Raw genomic sequence first — 19,640 nt, 5'->3', positions numbered from 1 at the left:
TTGATGAATGTGAGGAACTTTTATGGAATCTATTTGCATATTCTGCGGTTCCAGTACGGGTAATCGTTCTATCTACCAAGAAGCTGCCCAAGCAATGGGTGAGGCGATCGCGCGTCGAGGATTAAGCTTGGTTTATGGTGGTGGTAATGTAGGTTTAATGGGTATGGTAGCCGATGCCGCTTTAGCTGCAGGTGGTGAGGTAATTGGGGTCATTCCCAAGTTTTTAGTTGATAAGGAAATTGCTCACAATGGACTGACGCAACTGCATGTCGTCGATTCCATGCACGATCGCAAAGCATTGATGACAGAATTAGCCGACGCATTTATTGCCTTACCTGGCGGATATGGCACGTTGGAAGAATTTTGCGAGATTCTCACCTGGGCGCAGTTAGGATTGCATCAAAAACCCCAAGGTTTATTAAATGTTGAAGGCTATTACGATCCGCTATTACAGTTATTCGATCGCGCCGTTACAGAAGATTTTTTAAAATCGGAATTACGTTCTTTGGTATTAGAATCGTCGTCATCTGAATATTTACTTGATTTGTTAGCTAACTATCAGCCAATAACCGTTGAAAAGTGGTTAAGGCAGGATACTGAGGCATAACCTTTCTATTCGGCGATACATATCTTAAACTATTGTCGAAGTTTGTTCGATATAAGTGTAGTAAGTAATTGAATATTGGGCGAATAAAGTTCGCAGCTATGCAAACTAATTCCGCGTGCGCGAACTGAAAGAAAATGAGATAACTTCAACCTACGGAGGCAGGTTTTGCCTGTGTAGCCGCGACTTTTAGTCGCCTAATATCTAAGTACGGGGGGAATAAAATTCGCGTCTACACAAACTAAGTCCGCGCAGGCGAACTCATGAAACATATGTTTTCTCTTATAGAAATTCAGACATCTCGTCTTAAACTCCGTCCATATACAGTGGAAGATCTAACTACGTTACATCGCATTTTTGTCGATCCTCAAGTCAGAAAATACTTGTGCGATGATAACATTATGCCGCGAGAGTGGGTTGCCACAGAAATTGAAAATAATACTAAGTGTTTTGAACAACACGGTTTTGGTCAGTGGAGCGTCTTTTTAAAAGAAAATTCAGAATTAATAGGTTTCTGTGGCTTCCGATTTTTCTATGACAATCCACCAGAATTACAACTACTCTATGGCTTTTCACCTCAATATTGGGGACGAGGACTAGCAACAGAAGCTGCAACAGCCATGATTCAATATGGATTTACCGAACATAAATTTCAGCAGATTATTACCAATACTGATGTTGAAAATATTGCTTCGGTGCGAGTCATGGAAAGAGTCGGTATGAGATTTGTCCAGCGCGTTAATAAAGAAGGATTAGACTTGCTGTATTATGCTATCTCTCGCGAAGAGTATCAATTCGATCGCTCTTTATATAGTCTGCATATAAAATCTGACTTTTCCCACCATAGCTAGGATTGCTTGTAATTGGCTACCCTCTGGAGTTAAACAATAATTTTGTTGCATAATTTTGATAAGGCTGGCTCAACAACAAAAGCGTTACTAAAGCCGAACAATTGCTTTGCTCAGTAATGCAGATTATTGAGCAAAGGATTGGCAAACAGTTCCAACTGCCCTTGACCTATTACTGAATAGGTTAGGAGATAGAACTATGACAACCACTGAGTCTTATTCTATCAAACAGGAGATTTTGGCATATTTACTGAAACAAGGACAAGCAACGGCACAGCAGTTGGCGAAAGCTTTATCGATTAGTCGGCAAGCAACACAGCAGCATCTGAAAAATTTGCAGAATGAGCAGCTGATTGAGTATCAACCGATGCCAGTTGGCATGGAGCGACCGCATCTTGTCTATGTAATTCCAAGGATAAATTTGTCCTCACCGAACATAACTGCGCGATCGCCAAAATTGCCAAGTCATGTCCCTTTGTTTGCGGTCATGAGTTAGAAATTTTTGCGGCGGTTTTGCCAGAGTGTATTATCGAGCGCACCCAATGGATGAATAGCGGCGATCTCTGCTGCGGCTACTCGATTCAAGCGAAATGATACATGTAAATTTATTCATCCTCAAAGCTTGTTAGGAATTGCGATTGGCATCGCCTGACGGCTACAAAGACGATCTTGCTTCCTTCCTGCTCGAAATCTTCTATATGCGCTAGCTGAGCGAGTTTGGCAGTCTTGGCTGTGGCAAAAGGTCCAAAGTAGTAGGTACAAAGGGGGCGATCGGTCACGATTTCTGCCCACCATTCCAAGTTTTGTTGCTCTAGTTGAGACATGAAATGCTCTCGAATTCAGATTATGCTTAACTCCAATCTGGTTTGATGTTTTGGCGTTGGTTTAGGTATCGGTCGATCGCCATTGCTGCAATACAACCATCTGAAGCTGCAACTACTGCTTGCTTAAACGGCGTATTGCGGATATCGCCGATCGCCCATACTCCTGGTATATTGGTCTGCATCATGTCATCTACCCGAACGCCACCATCCGGTTTCAGTTCGATTTGACCGCCTAAAAAATCTGTAATTGGTTTGGCTCCCTGTAGATAGATAAAGACACCATCAACTGGAGCGATTGAGACAGAATTCTGACCTTTGGGAAGTATTTCAACCGCCGTGACACCGATTTCCTCACCGTGGATCGCCAGCAGGCGGGTTTTGCTCCAAAGCTTAACCGACTGATAAGCCAGAAGATCCTCAATATGACCATTCGTTGTTGTTGGGTCTTTAGGATTTACCCAGTGGATTGTAGAAGCAAATTTAGTTAGCACGAGGGCTTCTTCAATTGCTTCAAAGCTACTACCGACCACAACCACCTCGCGATCGCGAAAGAAAGCCCCGTCACAGGTAGCGCAGTAGCTCACTCCCCGCCCGAGATACTCTGCTTCGCCAGGAATCGAAGCAACTCGACTCATTGCACCAGAAGCAAGTACGAGAGCGCGGCATCTGAACGTACCCTGTGGAGTGTACACTTTTTTCTGAAGATCGCTGAAATCGATCGCGAAAACCTGTGCTTGCCGATAGTCAGCTCCAAATTCAAGTGCCTGAGTGCGCATCACTTCCAATAACTCGTGCCCGCCTACTTGACCCCACACGCCTGGATAGTTAGCAATCTTGTGGGTAACAGCCAAGGCTCCAGCAGCCGAATTTTTGTCGAGAATGACTGTCTTCAATTCAGAGCGTGCCGTGTAGAGCGCACAACTACAACCTGCTGGTCCGCCACCAATAATGACGACATCATAATCAAAGTATTCCATAGTCCAGGTTTTCCTGCCTTAGTCTACTAAAGTGCAGTTGCCCTCACACAAGTGCTAACAGTTGTGGGAGCCGATCTCGCCGTGCTCGGAATGAACTGATGATTCGCAGACGCGAAGGCGATCGCAAGGAATTTTATCCGACAGAATCGAGCCGCTCGCCGCACCTGTATGAATTTCTAACCGGGCATCTGGTACGGCTTCAAATAATAATCTTTGCCCTGGAAACACAACTCGCTCAAACCACCAGTGAGGAATATTGGTAATGCGGGCAATTTGAAGGCTGTTAGTAGCATTGGTATAGCAGCACAGAACGCTACTTTGGTTTGTTGCAGCGCAATCGAGTACTTGAATCATGATTATGGAAACCCTTGAAAACTCAGTTTACACCCGAAGAAATGCCACATTTGAGTGCTGAATGCTGATTTTACTGGGAGTTCGCTCTTTTATGCCAAATCTGCTGAAACCGTCAATGTTTCTGGTTTACAGCGTTTGATTGTCGCTGTAATTCCTGTAGCTCCTTCTTGTTCTAAATCTTCTACATAACCAGTCTCAGCAGCTTGAGCTTCTCTAGCAGTGAGGAAGGGACCGAAGTAATACGTACAGATTGGATTCTGGGTGTCAATTTCTAGCCACCATGCCCAGCCAAAGTTGTGGCAGAAGTCGATCGCACCCTCTTTAATGTTGTTCCGGATGGTATTCATATCTTTCCTGTAACTGACTGGATCGCAAGTTCATAGGTTCAGCAGCACCTTTTCTGCCTTACTCACTTCCACTTGCCCTGGCTGCTCTACTTCTATAGACTTCAGCACGCCATCTTCGATAATCGCGGCGTAACGCTGCGATCGCAGACCAAACCCTTTTCCTTGTAGGTCAAATACCTGACCAATTGCCTTGGTAAATTCAGCATCACCGTCAGCTAGCATCAGTACTTTGTCACCGACGTTGTGACCTTTACCCCAGGCATCCATGACAAATACATCGTTGACAGCGACACAAGCAATAGCGTCAACGCCTTTGGCTTTCATATCATCAGCAAGTTGCACGAAGCCAGGAAGATGCTGCTCCGAACAGGCTGGTGTAAATGCACCAGGAACGGCGAACAATACTACTTTTTTTCCTTTGAACAGCTCGTCAGTAGATATGGTTGTGGGTCCGTCAGAACCCATCCAAGATAGAGTAACTGATGGAATCCGCTCGCCAACTTGAATGCTCATCTACTTTTCCTCTGTAGCTAAACCTTTAGTGGGTTAGGAATAAAGCTTGCCAACCCTTCGATCGCGTTACTGTGAATCCGAATCTCAACAAAAACGCAATCCGCTTTTGTCTCGATTGCAAAACTCCTCTCCACACTACAAGCTGGTGCTTTGACTATCTTGCTCCTCTTGGCAATAACTCAGTGCCGAGCCAAAGACAAGATATACTGTTTCAAAGCTTTACCCAGCTAACTGCGTATAGCTCAGCGAATGCGTGCATCAGATAATTGTCAGAGCGTCTGTTATTCACTTAAACAACATATCTGTTGTTTAAGTTGTTGACTAGTTTAGCAACATACTTGTTGTTTAAGTCAAGTGAGCATGATGGTGATTTATTGTGCCGAATTGTCTAAAAATGCTCTTAAAACAACCTTGATTGCTTATTTACTCCTTTTATATCGGTTTTAATAAGTATTAGTGTTAAACGTTCTTTCTTGGCAAGGAAGCGCTAAAAATTGACCTACATGTGTTTGCAGCGCTCGTTACTAGCAGAAGTTAGTCGGATCTTCCACACTTTTTTCTAACAATTGATAGTGCTGTATATATGAAATTTATGTCATCTAACTGAAAGGCGATCGCTAATTTTAACCAACCAGAGCGGCTAAAGTTTTTAAATCAGGTACTTCTAGATCTGCACCAGAATCTTGCTTAACTCCGCGCCGATTTACCCACACCGCAGTCATACCCAAAGCTTTAGCGGGGACAATATCGTGATACACGCTAGCTGCAACGTGTAAGATTTTCTCTTTAGGCAAGCCGATTCTATCAAATGCTGTGTAGAAATTATTATGAGAGGGCTTATAACTTTTTAGCTGTTCTGCTGTAATAACATAATCAAAATCAACTTGTAAATGTTTCACTGTTTCAGCAAACAAAGCGTCATCCACGTTAGAAATTACAGCCAGTTTAAATTTCTGTTTTAAGACTTTTAACGCCTCTACACTATCAGAAAAGGGTTGCCAACTAGTTAAAGAAATGGCTAGCGCATCTACTTCTGTGGGATTTGGTGTAAAGTTGAAGCGATCGCCCATTTTTTCTACAACATTTCTCAGCACTTGCCGATATTTAATATACTCGCCCGCTTCTATCTCATTTTCGATTTCACCAAAAGCATCAAATATCTGTTCGTTGGTTAGTTGTATATTATGGTTAGAAAGAATGGGGGCGATCGCTGTTAAAACTCCAGTTTCCCAATCAATCATCGTACCGTAACAGTCAAAGGTTAAAGCTTCATAGTTGTTCAAATCGAGCATCATGTTGTCTCCTCATATCGAATCTTTGCATTATGTCAGAGCAAAACTGCATATGATTTTTATATTTTAAAAGTTTTTGATTTCTATTTTTTTAAATGTTTAATCAATTCTTCCCCATCGGCATTATGTTCCTTCGCAATTCGTTCGGCAATAGCTGTATTTCCAGAACAAATTGCTTCAATTAATAACCTATGTTGTTCGATAATTTCTTCGACATCGGGAATCAGAGTATTACAAGAGGCAATATACAAGCGAATTTGTTGTCCGACAATTTGATATTGTTGTAGCAATCTCTGATGTTCTGATAGCTGGACGATCGCTTGATGTAAGGCAAAGTCTGCATCTGCAACTTTACCACGGCGATCGCTTTTTGTTGCCTCGATCAGTTGTTTGAAACTACTATTTAAAATTTCCGCTTTATCGGCTGTCATTGCAGCAGCAGCTAATTTGGCGGCTAAACCTTCTAATGCACTGCGTAACGTATACAGTTCCCAAGCATCTTGAGAACTCAGTTCCAACACAGCACAACCTTTGTAGGGAATTTGTACCACCAAACCCTCGTAAGTCAGCTGTTGTAATGCAGAACGGATCGTTCCCCGACTGAGATTGAGTTGTTCTGATAGCGGAATTTCTAGCAGGCGCGAACCAGGCGGAAATCCACCACTGAGAATTTGTTCCCGAATCGCCTCAGCTGCTTGAATGTCCAAACTTTTCGCGACTATTGCTAGGTTCGAGTGTCTGCGTTCCACCACTTCGTACCTCTTAATACCTCAAAAGGTTAGCACTACGAAGAATGATAGATTGTAGATTGTAGATTGTCAACAATCTACAATTTCTAGTTATAGTTATGAAATCTTGCACCACGATATGTAAGGGCGCACAGACGTGCGCCCTTACAACGTACACCTACAACGTACACTTACTTGGGAATGCGATCGCCAATTTCTCCTGCCCAGGTTGCTAGTTCGTCTGTATTTCCTGGGATTTTAGCTGGAGATATCTCAGAATGGTGTTGCTGCTTATCGACCTCTATACGTAGCTGGGTAATTCTAGCTGATAAACTACTCAAAATTGCTTGTGTTTGTTTGCGTAAAGAGCTAATTTCTTTAGCAAGACGCTGAGTCATTTCTGCATTTTGCTCGTAGCTTGCTTGTAGTTCTGAAGATGGCTGGCGATCGCAATTTTCAGTTTGTGCGGTTGAGGCTGTTGCAATTATACATTGGAGTTTTTGACTGACCGATTCAACCTCTCCTTTCAGAGATTTTGTGACGCGCTTAGATTCTATCAAGCTATTTTTAACTTGTTCGTTAAGTTCTTCTAATTGTGCTATCCGATTTAAGAATTCAATGAATGGTAAACCATTAAACTGCCGCTCTAACTTTTGAACTTTTTCATTAGTTTGCGTCTGTTGAACTCGATCTTCGGCTTGAATATCTGAGTAGCTTGCTACCTGAATACTTAAATCTTGAATCTGCTGAGTCAACGTCTTAAGTTTATCCTGAAAGTTGTTGGGGGCTAGTGTATAGCTTTGAAAACTATTTGACAATTGTTCTTCTAATTGAGCAATCTGTTCTTGTAATTTTAGTTGTGATTCTAATATTTGACCCTGAGTGTATTGCCGTTCCGTCCTTTTAATGTTTGCTTCTACCCCGTTGAGAAGTTGCTGTAAATTTAAGTTTTGAGTTGCAAGCCTGTATGGTTTTAAAAAATCTTCTATGCTAACAAATCGCTGCTGAATTTGAGAAAATTCTATATAGAGTTTATCGATTTCGGATAATGTAGCTTGGATGTCAGCAAGATTAGTATCGCGAGATAGGACAAGCTGTTCTAGTTGAAAAACTCGCTCTTGTGGCTGACGACTTTCATGCAGATACTTTTGTTTAGATATATTAGCGTGCAGAGATAAAAATAAAAAGATCGGCGTTAGAATAGTAAAATTATTATTGCCTGAGAAAGAAGCAATAAAACTAAGAATAGAAATTGCTATGAGTAAGTATTCTAATTTACTCAACCATTTGCGATAGAGAAGACTGAAAACACCAGACATAAGTGAATTTTTGTCAGATTCCGAGCTATTCACATCTAAATTAGAGTATGCCTGCGGCAAACTTCCTCAGTAAAACTGCTGGATAGTCGGCAAATAGAGTGTGAAGCGATCGCCAAAATTTCGGAGACGGTCGAAACGGTTACAATCGAGATTGGTAACTACTGCTTTCAAGTCAAGCAAGACCATGCGATCGCACACCTTCGTTCAATTTCTCGATGCCTATGATGTCGTTGTCGTCGGCGCAGGGCATTCTGGTTGTGAAGCTGCCCTAGCTGCGGCACGCCTGGGTTGTAAAACTTTGCTGCTAACACTGAATCTCGATAAAATTGCTTGGCAGCCTTGCAATCCAGCAGTAGGAGGTCCCGCTAAATCCCAACTCGTTCATGAAGTGGATGCCTTGGGTGGAGAAATTGGCAAAATGGCAGACCGCACGTATCTGCAAAAGCGGATACTGAATGCTTCTAGAGGACCGGCTGTCTGGGCGTTGCGGGCGCAGACAGATAAGCGGGAATACGCGGCTGTCATGAAGCGCATCGTAGAAAATCAGGAGAATCTGACAATTCGTGAAGGGATGGTGACAGATTTAGTTCTGGGTGCAAACGATGAAGTTGTCGGGGTAGAAACTTACTTTGGCGTAGCGTTTGAGTGCAAAGCAGTCGTACTGACAACAGGAACGTTCCTCGGCGGACGGATCTGGGTAGGAAATAAATCTATGTCCGCCGGACGCGCCGGAGAATTTGCCGCAGAAGGATTGACGGATACTTTAAATAAGCTGGGTTTTGAAACCGGACGATTGAAGACGGGAACTCCCGCCAGAGTAGACAAGCGATCGGTAGACTATAGTAATTTAGAAATTCAGCCAGGAGATGAACAAGTCGGCTGGTTTAGTTTCGATCCTCAAATGTGGGTAGAACGGGAACAAGTGCCTTGCTACCTTACCCGCACGACGGCAGAAACCCATAGAATTATTCGGGAAAACTTACACATGTCGCCCGTGTATGGCGGTTGGGTGGATGCGAAGGGACCGCGCTATTGTCCCAGTATCGAAGATAAGATCGTCCGGTTTGCCGACAAGGAAAGCCACCAAATCTTTATCGAACCAGAAGGACGAGATATTCCCGAACTTTATATTCAAGGGTTTTCTACAGGGCTACCAGAAGTAATTCAGTTGCAAATGCTGCGATCGCTACCCGGTTTGGAAAACTGTGCTATGCTGCGTCCTGCTTATGCGGTGGAGTACGATTATCTACCCGCAACGCAGTGCTATCCCACGCTGATGACGAAGAAAATTGAAGGCTTATTCTGTGCGGGACAGATTAACGGTACGACGGGTTACGAAGAAGCCGCCGCCCAAGGTTTTGTCGCTGGGGTGAATGCAGCGCGATTTGTCCGTCACCAAGAATTTATCGTATTTCCCCGCGAACAGAGTTATATCGGCACGTTAGTTGATGACTTGTGTACCAAAGACTTACGCGAACCATATCGGATGCTGACCAGTCGTTCGGAATATCGGTTATTGTTGCGATCGGATAATGCCGATCGCCGTTTGACTCCCATAGGTAGAGAAATCGGCTTAATTGACGATCGCCGTTGGGAATTGTTTACATGCAAGCAAGCAAATATCGCCGCTGAAAAAGAACGGTTGCATACGACACGGTTGAAGGAACACGACGAGATCGGAATTGCGATCGCCTCTGCGACTCAACAAGCAATTAAAGGTTCGATTACTCTGGCCGATCTGTTGCGTCGTCCTGGTTTCCACTACACCAATTTAGAAACTCACGGATTGGGCAATACCGATCTGAGTCTGGTAGAAAAAACAGCGGCGGAGATTGAAATTAAGTATTCTGGCTATTTACAACGCCAGCAAAATCAAATCGACCAAATCGCCCGTCAAGCAAATCGTCCCTTACCTCCAGATTTAGATTATGGGGCAATTGACACCCTCTCGAAAGAAGCGCGGGAAAAACTGGCTAAAGTTAGACCGCTGACTATCGGACAAGCAGTGCGAATTGGTGGTGTAAATCCAGCGGATGTAAACGCACTGCTGGTTTACTTGGAGGTGCGTTCTCGTCGTACCTCTACTGAATCGACAGTATTAGCATAGACAGTAGGGTGGGCATTGTACCCACCCTACATTTATTACTTGGAGTTCTCACAGTGGGTTTATTTGACGATTTCAGCCGTTTTTTAGAAAGCCGTTTAGAAGAATTCTTGCGGAACAATCCCCATCTAGAAATAGAAGCGCTATCGGAACAGTTGCGGCAACAAGAGGAAGATACTTTAAAGTTAATTGCAGAACTCCAGTTACAAGAAAAGCGATCGCAGGACGAAGTTCTCACTACAGCACAAGAAATTCAAAAATGGCACATTCGGATTGAGAAGGCAAAAGCGGCTAATCGGCTTGACTTAGCAGAACCAGCACAGCAGCGAGAAGCAGCGTTATTGCGCGAAGGAAATCAACGCTGGGGACAAATGCAAGGAATTAAGGAACGGATTAGTCAAGCTAAAGAATTACTCAAAAAAGTGCAGCAACGCCGTCAGGAGGTACAAGCAAAAGCCGCACAAGCGCAGGCTAATCGTGCTACTCAGTCTTCTCAACGCTTTGATACGGCTGGCTGGAATCAAAGTCGCAGCTTCTCCAGCGGTGCAGACGATTTGGATGCAGCTTTTCGCCGTTGGGAAACTGACGATGAGTTGGAAAAGCTAAAACGGAATTTGGGTAAATGAGAAAGGCAACAGTTAAAAGGTAAAAGTCAAAATACTGAAAACAAGATTTTTCAGATTTTATCATTAAACCTAGTTGCCGACCTGATGAGAGGCAATGGCGATCGCCCAATAGGAAAAGGATTTTGACGCGATCTTTTTGAGGCGATATCTTTGACGTGCGATCGTGAAAGCGTTTTGTCTTAAGATCGTTCAATTGAGTGGTAGAATAATCCCATTTGGCAATTCGATTTAAGCTATCTTAAGTTGTTAGCAGTCTGTTGTAGATAAAGATGAAAATATAGCTAAAGAGTATTAATAACAATGAAAACTAAAAAAAGATTCAATCAAAAAGAATTTCAAAAAGTCCTTTCTGGATTGTTTTTTTTACTGGGAATTCATCTGGCTATTTTAACAGTATTAAAAATCGTAGCATTTTTTGTTAGCACGTTTAATCCTCTGTTAGCTGCAAATACAATTTTAGTAGGATTCTATTTAGGAATATGGCAATTATTTTATGCGATTCCTATTATTTTTTGGTTAAAACGCACGCAACAGTGGGGCAGAATGAAAGGAGTCATTATTGGTGCAGTAGTTACATTTATGACAAATATTTCTATTTTTATGAGTTTTTTAAACTGATAGAAACAGCGAGTAACGATCCAGAGAGTGGTGTGTGGTGCGTAGCTGAATTCTTAGTATATAGTCACCAGCCACCAGCCACTAGTCACTAACAACTGATTACGATTTTGTTTCATCTAAAATACGATCGCCACTATCCGATCCAGATCGATCGCCAGGATAGTCAGCACCAGCTAAGAGATCGTCAATAACTTTACCAAAAATACTTTTGTTAGAATTTGAACCGATCGCTAAAAACAATCCTCCTAATATATAAATAGGTAGCGGCAGGGACAAGTGTTTCATCCAGTCGAATAACTGAGCGATCGCAAATAGGATAAAAAAGCAGGCGATCCAGATTCTCATCTCCACTTCCTCACAATTGTAGCTAGATAGAGGATAATCGATTTCTCACCTAAATGACAGCTTCTATGGACGATCTGGTAAAAACGCGAAGTCTCCTTTGCGCCTCTGCGTCTTTGCGCGACATTACATCTCAGCAGATATTACCACTCTGGACGCGATCGCCAGATTCATTTGGCTTTGTTCCCAATTTAACTCGATAAATGTCATTTTATTATACGAAATATTGCAAAAGATTGACATCACAAAGATTTTCTCCATGACGCGCTCATGGAAATGATTGCTTCATGTAATATTAATTAGTGTAATAAAATATTTATTAAGAAAACAACTGTTTCTATAATTATTAGTAGTTAAATTTACGTGAATGACGTTCAGTTATCAAATGCAAATATTAAGAGGAATAAGTCAACAATGCAATTGCGTTCGAGAATTGCCCCGACGCGATCGCGGCTTCGATCCGGCAACAAGTTTAGAACTCTATGCGATTTCTGTATAAATTCCCTACCCAAGTCTTAGGTAAGACTTCTTTACAAAATCTACTTCTAACTGCTTTTGTGTTGCAAGTTATTGCAGTAGTAGGATTGGTAGGAAATCTTTCGTTTAAAAATGGACAAAGGGCAGTCAACGATCTTGCCGAACGATTGCAAACTCAGATTGCCGAACGCCTTTACTTACAGCTAAAAACTTATTTACAAACACCACATCTACTCAATCAAGTCAATCAAAACGTCATTGAAGAGAGTTTAACAAAAGCACCTTTAGATGAATTTGAAAGCTTATTGCTAAACCAAATGCAGTCGTTTGAGATCGTTCCCTATACAGCGTGGGGAAATCAGAAAGGAGAGTATGTCGGGATCGATCGCCTCAGAGATGGCAGGCTGCATATTGAAGTTGTAAACGATCCATCTAATCCCAAATATTATACATATACAGTCAACAGTCAAGGAGAGCGAGGAAAACTCGTTCAAGTCACTCCATATTACGAGCCAAGAACTCGTCCCTGGTATAAAGAAGCAGTTCAAAAGGGTAAAGCTGCGTGGAGTCCTGTTTATATTTGGTTCAATCAAAAAGAGATGGCGATCGATGCAGTTTTACCAGTTTACGACCAAAACAGAAATCTACTTGGGGTCTTAGATACTCCTTTAAAACTCTCAAGAATTAGTGATTATCTACAACATATTTCAATTAGTAGATCGGGACAAATTTTTATCCTCGATCGCTTTGGTTTATTGGTAGCCTCTTCAGATAGTTACCAGCCATTCTCGATTGCGCAAGGAGGCAAATTGCAACGCCTCAAAGCATCAGAAAGTAAAAATCCATTAGTTCGATCTACGGCGCGATATCTAACTACAAACTCGAACAAATTAATAAATATCGCTCGCCCACAACAGCTGGAATTTAGCCAAGATCGCCAGCGATATTTTGTAGACGTACATCCTTTTCGAGATAGTTGGGGGATTGATTGGCTGATAGTCGCAGTCATTCCAGAAGCCGATTTCATGGAGGATATCTACGCTACGACTCGGACAACAGTTCTACTGTGTGTTATGGCTTTACTCGTAGCAGTCATAATTGGAATTTTTACAACTCGATGGATTGCCAAACCAATTCAACGCTTAAACGCTAGTGCTAAACATATCGCCAACGGAGAATGGGATAAAACAGTAGAAGAACTCGGACGTTCTGATGAAATTGGAGAACTGGCTAAATCCTTCAACAGTATGGCAGTGAAATTGCAAAAGTCTTTTGCCGAGATGCAAGACTTGAACGCAGCGCTATCAGCTAGCGAACGGCAATTGTATCAGTTTTTAGAAGCTGTACCAGTTGGCATAATCGTTCACGATCCAACGGGGAAAATCTCTTACGCCAATCAAACAGCACAGCATCTACTCGGGAAGATTATCTCGGATGCTACATCAGAACAATTAGTAACACTTTATCAGGTCTACCGTGGCGATCGCCCCTACCCGACTGAGGAATTACCAGTAATGCGGGCATTAAAAGGCGAAACTGTAACTGTTGACGATTTATCGCTGCATCGGGATGGTAAAGTCATTCACCTTGAAGTCCGCTCTACACCAATTCGAGACGATCGCGGTAATATTGTCTATGCGATCCTTGCCTTCGCTGATATTAGCGATCGCCGACGAGCCGAGCAAGAAATTAGAGAATTAAATCAAAGCTTAGAACGCCGTGTCAGCGATCGCACAGCCGAACTTGAAGCCGTTAACAAAGAATTAGAGGCATTTTCTTATTCAGTTTCTCACGACCTGAGAGCGCCATTACGACAGATTGATGGCTTTAGTCAGATATTACTCAGTCGTTACACAGACAAGCTAGACGATCGCGGTAAAGATTATCTCCAGCGCATCCATGGTAATACAAAACAGATGGGCGAACTCATAGATGGTTTGCTAGCTTTGTCGCGGGTGAATCGGAGCGAGTTGCAACGTACGGAAGTCAATTTGAGCGAATTAGCAACTGAAATCGCCGCCAAGCTTGAGGAAACGCAGCCAGAAAGACAAATTGAATGGGCGATCGCGCCAGAAATAATTGTTAGTGGAGATGCTAGATTGTTGGGCGTGCTGCTAGAAAATTTGCTGAATAATGCCTGGAAATATACAGCGAATCAAACCCAACCTCGGATTGAATTTAGTACTTTGCGGCAAGAAAACGGTCAAGTCGTGTATTTTGTTTGCGACAACGGTGCGGGCTTTAATATGAATTATGCTAGTAAACTCTTTGTAGCTTTTGGGCGCTTGCATTCACCTGCTGAATTTCCAGGTACGGGGATTGGATTAGCCACCGTCCAGCGGATCGTTCACCGTCACGGGGGGCAAATTTGGGCGGAAGGTAAGGTGGGAAAGGGTGCAACTTTCTATTTCACGCTTTAGTTTGGATGCGATCGCGCAAAGACGCGAAGGCGCAAAGAATGCTTAGCGTCTTCGTGTCTTTGCGTGACATTTTACAAACAAGGATTTCCCGTACCTCCAGGATTCCAAACCCGGCGATTTCTTCCTTGTTGGCTGTACTTGGGATTTTGCGTTCCACAGGCGACACGGTTGCGGACGACAAAAGCGGTATCTGGGTTGTCGCTGAATAAGCCATCTACACCCAAGCGGAAAAATTGCTCGTATTCGGCTTCTGGGTTATTGTCATAGTCAATAGCTAAAAAGAAGGATTCGTTGCGGAAAGTATACGGATGGACGAGTAAACCTGCGGCGTGTGCGTCATCGACTAAAGATGTTGGTTCTGCTGCTAAGCGTCTGTCAGCTTCGCTCAGTTGTCCGTCGCCGTTTACATCATCTGGCTTGCCATCTCCATCTTCATCCACAGGTTCGCTAGGAATAATTAATCTTTTAAAAGGTCCAATTCCATCGGCATATTCGGCAATTTTTGCTAGTTCTTCAGGAGATGTTAGATCGCCATAGGTACGCGAATCGCCACTGACGACAAAATCGTAGGGTTTGGCATCAGCTTCATCGAATAATTGTACTAGTGGAACATCAACTAATTTGTTTAATTGCTTTAAATTTGCAGTTTCAAAAGATTGAATAAATACTGGATCGTCAGCATCATCCAAATTATTTTTTCGCAATACTTTGGCTAAAGGTTCTTCCAAAGATAGATCGATGGAATCAAAGTAAGTAGGATGTTTTGTTTCGGGATAAATTCCGATGACTCTTCCAGTTTCAATACTTTTGCGTTTAGCTATATCGATGACTTCTTGCAAAGTTGGTACTTTATAAAGTCCGTCAAATTGTGCCGAACCTGGACGCAATTCGGGTATGCGTTCTTTAGCTCTAAGAGTTTTAATTTCTGCTAGTGTAAAGTCTTCAGTAAACCATCCAGTTATTTCTGTACCGTCAATGATTTTAGTCGTTTTGCGCTTGGCAAATTCAGGACGATCGCTGACATCTGTTGTTCCGGTAATATCATTTTCATGCCGTGCAATCAGAACCCCATCTTTAGTAGAAACCAAATCCGGTTCGATATAGTCAGCACCCATTGCGATCGCTAACTCATATGCTGCTAAAGTGTGTTCTGGACGATAACCGCTTGCACCTCTGTGTCCGATCGCAATTGGCGGCTTACCTGTTAATGTATCGGCTGGCGATCGCTGTGCATCCACCTTATCTGCACCAACTAGTGCTACAACTGCTGATGCTAGCACGATTAAGCGAGAAAGACGCAACATATTTTCACTCCTCATGACAAAGTGGTAATTGGTAGTTGGTAATAGGTAATTGGCTATTAATTCTCAGGAGGACTGATTGGTAATTCAACCAACCATTAAATTAGCTATACCTCAGTGAATATACGGTTTTATAATTAAGATATGATTAACTAAAAATTAAAATTATTTTTATTAGTTGAAATAATTAATATTCTGAAATATAGAAGTTCTATTTAATGCGTGGAATATCAATATATAGCGGGCAATACCCTTTGATAAAACTACCTATCGTTTGCGAACGATCTGAAATTGCTAAAAATATCAAATAAACAGATCGAGTCAATTTTTAGGTTATGTGTCTATGTAATTCAATTTGCGTAATTCAATTTGCTTTGTTTAAACTTGTCAGGAAAAACAATCAAGATTTAGTGAGATTTTCTACAGTTTATTGCGTAAAATAGTACAAATAAACTAAAGTCAGTCCTCTATAGAGGCGACGATATGGATTAAACTCAGTAACCTAGAAAAGAACGCTAAGTGCGATGTAGAAGGAGATGTTGGTGGAACAGCGAGTACGGGAATTGCAGCAGTTATTGCAAAACGCTAGCTATGCTTACTACGTTCTAGACAACCCGATAATGGAAGATTCGGTTTACGACCAACTGTATCGGGAATTACAGGAACTTGAAACCCACTATCCGCACTTAGTTACGCCCGATAGTCCGACGCAACGGGTGGGAGAAAAACCCGCTACCCAGTTCTCCTCAGTGCGTCATAACATCCCGCTTTACAGTCTGGAAAATGCTTTTAACATTGACGAATTGAAGGCATGGGAACAACGCTGGCGGAGAAATGTGCCTGTAGAGACGTTGCATTCAACGTCTCTACAGGAATATGTATGCGAACTCAAAATCGATGGTTCGGCGATCGCTTTAACTTATGACAATGGGTTACTCGTGCGCGGGGTAACTAGAGGTGATGGCGTGATGGGTGAAGATATTACCCAGAATGTCAAGACAATTCGTTCGATTCCTTTGCGGTTGCAGGTGGAAAATCCTCCTACAAGGGTAGAAGTGAGAGGAGAGGCATTTTTACCCCTAGATGTATTCGAGCAAATCAATCAAGAGCGATCGCAAAAGGGCGAACCACCATTTGCTAATCCTCGTAATGCGGCGGCGGGGACGTTGCGCCAACTCGATCCTCGCATTGTCGATAAACGGCGATTGGATTTCTTTGCTTATACGTTGCACGTTGCTGGTAGAGATGATGCGAGCGTGTATCAGACGCAGTGGGAAGCTTTAGAGTTATTACAGCAGATGGGGTTTAAGGTGAATCCCCATCGCAAGTTATGTCCTACAGTGCAGGAAGTTGCCGAATATTATCGCTATTGGGATACCGAAAGGTTGAACTTACCCTACATGACAGATGGGGCAGTGGTGAAGATAAATTCTCTACCCCTACAAGAGCAATTGGGATTTACGCAAAAGTTTCCTCGTTGGGCGATCGCCTTGAAATATGCAGCCGAGGAAGCTCCTACCCGCGTCGAAGAAATTGCGGTGAATGTAGGACGGACGGGGGCGCTGACTCCGATGGCAATCATGCGTCCGGTGCAGTTGGCAGGAACGACGGTTTCTCGCGCGACTTTACATAATAGCGATCGCGTGGCTCAGTTAGATATCCGCGTCGGCGATACGGCAATTGTCCGTAAGGCTGGGGAAATAATACCTGAAGTCGTGCGGGTACTACCAGAACTACGCCCCGCAGGAACCCAACCTTTTCAAATGCCTACCCACTGTCCGACATGTAGCCAACCCGTTATCAAAGAAGGGGCAGTTACCCGCTGCGTCAATGCTTCCTGTCCGTCAATTCTCAAGGGAGCCTTGGAACATTGGGTAAGTCGAGATGCTTTAGATATTAATGGCATGGGGGAAAAGCTAGTCCACCAATTAGTCGATCGCGGTGTGGTTCGTTCTGTTGCCGATCTCTACAATCTAAATGCTGAAAAATTGATGCAGTTAGAACGCATGGGGCAGAAATCAGCAGAAAAATTAGTGCAGGCGATCGCCGCTTCTAAAATTAAACCTTGGTCGCGGGTATTATATGGTTTGGGTATTCGTCACGTAGGTAGCGTCAACGCTCAGGTATTGACACAAAAGTTTTTTACCGTCGAGCAGTTAGCAGCAGCAAAAACCACAGAGATTGAATCAGTTTACGGAATTGGGGCAGAAATTGCTCATTCGGTCTATGATTGGTTCCGCATTCCAGCAAATCAGTCTTTAATTGCTCGACTGCAAGCAGCTGGTTTGCAGTTAGCTGGGGAAGCGGTTGAGGAGTCTCGACAAAACGATGCATCCTTACCACTAGCGGGTAAAACTTTTGTCATTACTGGGACTTTACCCACACTGAAGCGGGATGAGGCAAAAGAATTGATTCAAAAGGCTGGAGGTAAGGTTACAGATTCAGTCAGTAAGAAAACAGATTTCCTCGTTGTCGGTGAAGAAGCTGGCTCTAAATTAGACAAGGCGCAAAAACTAGGAATTTCTACACTAAACGAAGCACGGTTGATAGAAATGGCAAACAGTTGACAGTTATCAGTGTAGAGACGTTACATGTAACGTCTCTACAAAGCGATCGGTTATTAGTTAAGCCTTAAAAAGAGAGGACTTAAAGCTTAAAGCCCCCTTTTTAAGGGGGTTGGGGGATCTTCAAGAGCTATGCATTCTAACCGAGAAGTATTGATTAGTGAAGAGTGATGCGTAGCGAGTAGAACTCACAAAAAAATTAATGAATTTTTTCGTATTAATACTGAGGTTAGTTAAAAAAACTTGCCCTTCTAATAGTGAAGGTACAAAGTATAGAAACTAGGCATCTTACTTGATACTTTGACTTTTAGAAGATGAATAGAAATAACACTTATTATTTTGGTTGCAGCTTTATGCAATATTTACATTGGCATACTTCTGCATCCAAGTCAGTCCGATCGCACGCTAGCACCCAGTCATCCAGCAATTGCCATTCTCAAACCAACAGCATCGTCCAAACGGAAAGTTGAACTCACTACTTACTCTCCAACGATAGCTGTTGAGCTGTATCAAGTTCTACTAAACCTGGAGCCAAGATCGGTTAATTTAGATTGATGCCTCAAATTGTAATTCAGGCTACATCATCATGCGGCTAGAACAGTTGCAAGCCTTTTTGGCGATCGCGGAATCAGGTAGCTTTCAGCAAGCAGCACGCAAATGTGGAGTTACCCAATCGACAATTAGCCGGCAAATTCAAGCCTTGGAAGCCGACTTAGAAGTGCAGCTGTTTCATCGGACAGCGCAGGCTAAGCTGACGTTGGCAGGAGAGAGACTGTTACCCCGCGCCCGTAAGATTTGCCAAGAATGGCGCTACGTTACGGAAGAGCTAGCAGATTTGATGGCGGGAAAACAACCGGAACTGTGTGTTGCAGCAATCCATTCTTTGTGCGCCCACTATTTACCTCCAGTACTACAAAAATTCTGTCGCAATTATCCCGATGTCCAACTGCGCGTCACGGCGTTGGGTAGCGATCGCGCTTTAAAAGTCCTCAAGGATGGATTGGTAGATCTGGCGATCGTCATGAATAATCGTTTCTTAACTACTAGCCCAGAAATGGTGACAGAAGTGCTATACGATGAATCCATTGAGGTTTTGGTGGGAGCAAATCATCCGTTGGCACAATACGAGCAGATTCCCTGGTCGGAACTCATCCTCTACCCTCAAGTTGTATTTAAAGATGGTTACGGGATGCAGCGTTTAGTACAGGAGCGTTTCGATCGCCTGGGTGCTACGCTCCAAGCCGTGCTGGAAGTGAATACTCTCGATGCCTTTCGCGGAGTAGCGCGACAAGGAGAACTGATCGCCTTATTGCCGCAGTCTGCCCTAGTAGAGTCGCGTCTCGATCCTACCCTTGCCGTTCGTCCAATCGCTAACACTGACA

Annotated in this window: 18 protein-coding genes and 2 pseudogenes; 10 read left to right on the top strand and 10 right to left on the bottom strand. The window is 43.2% G+C overall.

Features of this window, described 5'->3' with window-relative positions:
- The first annotated feature begins 22 nt into the window (after positions 1-22).
- The 3 genes and pseudogenes from ACRC32_RS20370 (at position 23) to ACRC32_RS20360 (ending at position 2,046) form a co-directional block, all read left to right on the top strand.
- A complete protein-coding gene (locus tag ACRC32_RS20370; RefSeq protein WP_438555683.1) occupies positions 23-607 on the top strand; it encodes a TIGR00730 family Rossman fold protein in 585 nt (194 codons plus the stop codon).
- Positions 608-867: 260 nt separating this feature from the next.
- Positions 868-1,455, top strand: a complete 588-nt coding sequence (locus tag ACRC32_RS20365) for a GNAT family N-acetyltransferase (RefSeq protein WP_438555682.1) — start codon at positions 868-870, stop codon at positions 1,453-1,455.
- A 196-nt stretch (positions 1,456-1,651) separates the two neighbouring features.
- Positions 1,652-2,046 (top strand): annotated as a pseudogene (locus ACRC32_RS20360) (winged helix-turn-helix transcriptional regulator).
- Between the two features lie 11 nt (positions 2,047-2,057).
- Here ACRC32_RS20360 and ACRC32_RS20355 read toward each other — a convergent pair.
- The 8 genes and pseudogenes from ACRC32_RS20355 to ACRC32_RS20320 form a co-directional block, all read right to left on the bottom strand.
- Positions 2,058-2,276, bottom strand: a complete 219-nt coding sequence (locus tag ACRC32_RS20355; protein WP_438555681.1) for a DUF1816 domain-containing protein — start codon at positions 2,274-2,276, stop codon at positions 2,058-2,060.
- A gap of 26 nt (positions 2,277-2,302) precedes the next feature.
- Positions 2,303-3,253, bottom strand: a complete 951-nt coding sequence (locus ACRC32_RS20350) for an NAD(P)/FAD-dependent oxidoreductase (protein WP_438555680.1) — start codon at positions 3,251-3,253, stop codon at positions 2,303-2,305.
- A gap of 108 nt (positions 3,254-3,361) precedes the next feature.
- A pseudogene (locus ACRC32_RS20345) lies at positions 3,362-3,607 on the bottom strand (DUF1830 domain-containing protein); the annotation flags it as partial.
- Between the two features lie 89 nt (positions 3,608-3,696).
- A complete protein-coding gene (locus ACRC32_RS20340) occupies positions 3,697-3,954 on the bottom strand; it encodes a DUF1816 domain-containing protein (protein ID WP_438555679.1) in 258 nt (85 codons plus the stop codon).
- A gap of 30 nt (positions 3,955-3,984) precedes the next feature.
- Complete coding sequence (locus ACRC32_RS20335) at positions 3,985-4,467, bottom strand: peroxiredoxin (protein ID WP_438555678.1); 483 nt, start codon at positions 4,465-4,467, stop codon at positions 3,985-3,987.
- Positions 4,468-5,090: 623 nt separating this feature from the next.
- The gene (locus tag ACRC32_RS20330) at positions 5,091-5,762 is read right to left on the bottom strand and encodes a haloacid dehalogenase type II (protein ID WP_438555677.1); all 672 of its coding nucleotides are present in this window, start codon (positions 5,760-5,762) and stop codon (positions 5,091-5,093) included.
- A gap of 80 nt (positions 5,763-5,842) precedes the next feature.
- On the bottom strand, positions 5,843-6,466 hold the full coding sequence (locus ACRC32_RS20325) for a GntR family transcriptional regulator (RefSeq protein WP_438555676.1): 624 nt from the start codon (positions 6,464-6,466) through the stop codon (positions 5,843-5,845).
- 212 nt (positions 6,467-6,678) lie between these two features.
- Positions 6,679-7,806: a hypothetical protein gene (locus ACRC32_RS20320; protein WP_438555675.1), complete on the bottom strand. Its 1,128-nt coding sequence runs from the start codon at positions 7,804-7,806 to the stop codon at positions 6,679-6,681.
- Between the two features lie 184 nt (positions 7,807-7,990).
- Here ACRC32_RS20320 and mnmG point away from each other — a divergent pair, with 184 nt between their 5' ends.
- From mnmG to ACRC32_RS20305, 3 genes are all read left to right on the top strand, one after another.
- Positions 7,991-9,913: a tRNA uridine-5-carboxymethylaminomethyl(34) synthesis enzyme MnmG gene (gene mnmG, locus ACRC32_RS20315; RefSeq protein ID WP_438555674.1), complete on the top strand. Its 1,923-nt coding sequence runs from the start codon at positions 7,991-7,993 to the stop codon at positions 9,911-9,913.
- A gap of 53 nt (positions 9,914-9,966) precedes the next feature.
- Positions 9,967-10,536 carry a TIGR04376 family protein gene (locus ACRC32_RS20310; protein ID WP_438555673.1) on the top strand — a complete coding sequence of 190 codons (570 nt, stop codon included), beginning with the start codon at positions 9,967-9,969 and terminating at the stop codon, positions 10,534-10,536.
- Positions 10,537-10,836: 300 nt separating this feature from the next.
- Positions 10,837-11,154, top strand: coding sequence for a hypothetical protein (locus ACRC32_RS20305; protein ID WP_438555672.1), 318 nt, complete (start codon positions 10,837-10,839; stop codon positions 11,152-11,154).
- Positions 11,155-11,253: 99 nt separating this feature from the next.
- Here ACRC32_RS20305 and ACRC32_RS20300 read toward each other — a convergent pair whose 3' ends face one another.
- Positions 11,254-11,499: a hypothetical protein gene (locus ACRC32_RS20300; protein WP_438555671.1), complete on the bottom strand. Its 246-nt coding sequence runs from the start codon at positions 11,497-11,499 to the stop codon at positions 11,254-11,256.
- 53 nt (positions 11,500-11,552) lie between these two features.
- Here ACRC32_RS20300 and ACRC32_RS20295 point away from each other — a divergent pair, with 53 nt between their 5' ends.
- Together ACRC32_RS20295 and ACRC32_RS20290 are read left to right on the top strand one after the other, a co-directional pair.
- Positions 11,553-11,699: a hypothetical protein gene (locus ACRC32_RS20295; RefSeq protein ID WP_438555670.1), complete on the top strand. Its 147-nt coding sequence runs from the start codon at positions 11,553-11,555 to the stop codon at positions 11,697-11,699.
- A gap of 279 nt (positions 11,700-11,978) precedes the next feature.
- Positions 11,979-14,393, top strand: coding sequence for an ATP-binding protein (locus ACRC32_RS20290; protein WP_438555669.1), 2,415 nt, complete (start codon positions 11,979-11,981; stop codon positions 14,391-14,393).
- A 71-nt stretch (positions 14,394-14,464) separates the two neighbouring features.
- Here ACRC32_RS20290 and ACRC32_RS20285 read toward each other — a convergent pair whose 3' ends face one another.
- Positions 14,465-15,697 (bottom strand): glycerophosphodiester phosphodiesterase, encoded by a 1,233-nt coding sequence (locus ACRC32_RS20285; RefSeq protein ID WP_438555704.1) that lies wholly within the window; start codon positions 15,695-15,697, stop codon positions 14,465-14,467.
- Between the two features lie 533 nt (positions 15,698-16,230).
- Between ACRC32_RS20285 and ligA the strand changes: the two genes are divergently transcribed.
- Both ligA and ACRC32_RS20275 read left to right on the top strand, forming a co-directional pair.
- On the top strand, positions 16,231-18,261 hold the full coding sequence (ligA, locus tag ACRC32_RS20280; RefSeq protein WP_438555668.1) for an NAD-dependent DNA ligase LigA: 2,031 nt from the start codon (positions 16,231-16,233) through the stop codon (positions 18,259-18,261).
- A 583-nt stretch (positions 18,262-18,844) separates the two neighbouring features.
- On the top strand, positions 18,845-19,640 hold a 796-nt coding region (locus tag ACRC32_RS20275; protein ID WP_438555667.1), incomplete at its 3' end, for a LysR family transcriptional regulator.

Origin of the sequence: Chroococcidiopsis sp. (assembly GCF_051657925.1) — a bacterium.
Taxonomy (GTDB): Bacteria; Cyanobacteriota; Cyanobacteriia; order Cyanobacteriales; family Chroococcidiopsidaceae; genus Chroococcidiopsis.
The sequence above is the reverse complement of the archived record's forward strand: the minus strand, read 5'-3'. Positions and strand labels throughout refer to the sequence as shown.